This is a genomic window from Mycobacterium sp. P7213, from assembly GCF_900604305.1.
Lineage (GTDB): Bacteria > Actinomycetota > Actinomycetes > Mycobacteriales > Mycobacteriaceae > Mycobacterium.
The window spans coordinates 1-670 of the sequence record NZ_UWOA01000119.1; the positions used below are offsets into that span (position 1 = coordinate 1).

1 pseudogene is annotated in these 670 nt (G+C 69.7%); it reads left to right on the forward strand.

Annotation, left to right across the window (positions count from 1 at the left end):
• Positions 1–670, forward strand: a pseudogene (locus EJK91_RS22060) (hypothetical protein); the annotation flags it as partial.

Genomic DNA, 670 nt, shown 5'->3' on the forward strand with positions numbered 1-670 from the left:
CGGTGGTGCTGCGGGTGCGCTGCTCAATGGCAGCGGTAACGCGGGCAGTCAGGGCAACGGCGGCAACGGTGGTGACGGTGGGGATGCCGGCACTCCCGGTGACGGTGGTAACGGTGCGGCCGGGTTGGCTGGTGTGGCCGGTTCCGGTGGTGCGTTGGGTGCCGGTGGTGATGGCGGCAAGGGTGGTGATGTCGGTGCGGTCGGCGCTAAGGGCGTCGGTGGCGGCGGTTTGACTCCCGGTGCTGATGGTGTCGACGGTGATTCCCCGTCCGGGGTCCTGGGCAATGGCGGTAACGGTGGTGCCGGCTATGACGCGGCGTCGGATCTGAGTGCGGCGCCGGGTACTTCGGGTGGTAACGGTGGCGCCGGCGGTGCCGGTGGCAGCCATGGTTCGGGTGGCACCGGCGGTGACGGCGGCGACGGTGTGGCCGGCAAGTCTGGTGACAGTGGTGTCAACCCGGGTGATGCCGGTGGCAGTGGCGGTGAGGGTGGTAGCGGCGGCAGCGGTGGTGCTGGTGGTGCTAGTGGCTCGGTGGCTGGTAATGCCGGTTCTGGTGGCAATGCTGGTAGCGGCGCCAATGGTGGTGCTGGTGGTGCTGGTGTCACCGGTGCTGACGGGCAGTCCGGGGCCGACCTGGGTGTCGGTCAGGACGGCGGTAAGGGCGGTGAC